Annotated in this window: 2 tRNA genes and 2 rRNA genes; all 4 read right to left on the reverse strand. The window is 49.3% G+C overall.

The window, feature by feature from the left end:
- A 23S ribosomal RNA gene (locus tag MUU51_RS00085) occupies positions 1–97 on the reverse strand; the annotation flags it as partial.
- A 206-nt stretch (positions 98–303) separates the two neighbouring features.
- Positions 304–379: transfer RNA gene (locus MUU51_RS00090), tRNA-Ala, on the reverse strand.
- Between the two features lie 109 nt (positions 380–488).
- A tRNA-Ile gene (locus tag MUU51_RS00095) sits at positions 489–565 on the reverse strand.
- Between the two features lie 71 nt (positions 566–636).
- Positions 637–998, reverse strand: a 16S ribosomal RNA gene (locus MUU51_RS00100); the annotation flags it as partial.

Raw genomic sequence — 998 nt, forward strand, 5'->3', positions numbered from 1 at the left:
GGTTCATATCACCTCGCCGACGCTTATCGCAGATTAGCACGCCCTTCATCGCCTCTGACTGCCAGGGCATCCACCGTGTACGCTTAGTCGCTTAACCTCACAACCCGAAGATGTTTCTTTCGATTCATCATCGATTTGCGATAATTTGAGAGACTCGAACACACCGTATTTTCCTTTCTTATTACGGAGAAAGGAAACAGTGTGTCGTTTCAATTTTCAGCTTGATCCAGATTTTTAAAGAGCAAAACTTCGCAGTACACCTTTTCAGGTACACTCTGAAGTTTATTTTCAGCAGTAAAGTGATGGTGGAGCTATGCGGGATCGAACCGCAGACCTCCTGCGTGCAAGGCAGGCGCTCTCCCAGCTGAGCTATAACCCCATCGTATTATCAAATCTCATCAACCTTAATTTTTGTTGAGGCAAGGCGTGGTGACACGACGCATACTCAGGTATGTGAGTGTCGCCGCAACGCAGCATCAGCAGAAATTTGGTAGGCCTGAGTGGACTTGAACCACCGACCTCACCCTTATCAGGGGTGCGCTCTAACCACCTGAGCTACAAGCCTGCAGAGATTTTTTACTGCTTATTTTTCATCAGACAATCTGTGTGGACACTACAAAGGCAGGTTCTTTAAGGTAAGGAGGTGATCCAACCGCAGGTTCCCCTACGGTTACCTTGTTACGACTTCACCCCAGTCATGAATCACAAAGTGGTAAGCGCCCTCCCGAAGGTTAAGCTACCTACTTCTTTTGCAACCCACTCCCATGGTGTGACGGGCGGTGTGTACAAGGCCCGGGAACGTATTCACCGTAGCATTCTGATCTACGATTACTAGCGATTCCGACTTCATGGAGTCGAGTTGCAGACTCCAATCCGGACTACGACGCACTTTATGAGGTCCGCTTGCTCTCGCGAGGTCGCTTCTCTTTGTATGCGCCATTGTAGCACGTGTGTAGCCCTACTCGTAAGGGCCATGATGACTTGACGTCATCCCCACC

The organism is Scandinavium manionii, assembly GCF_024764775.1.
Lineage (GTDB): Bacteria > Pseudomonadota > Gammaproteobacteria > Enterobacterales > Enterobacteriaceae > Scandinavium > Scandinavium manionii.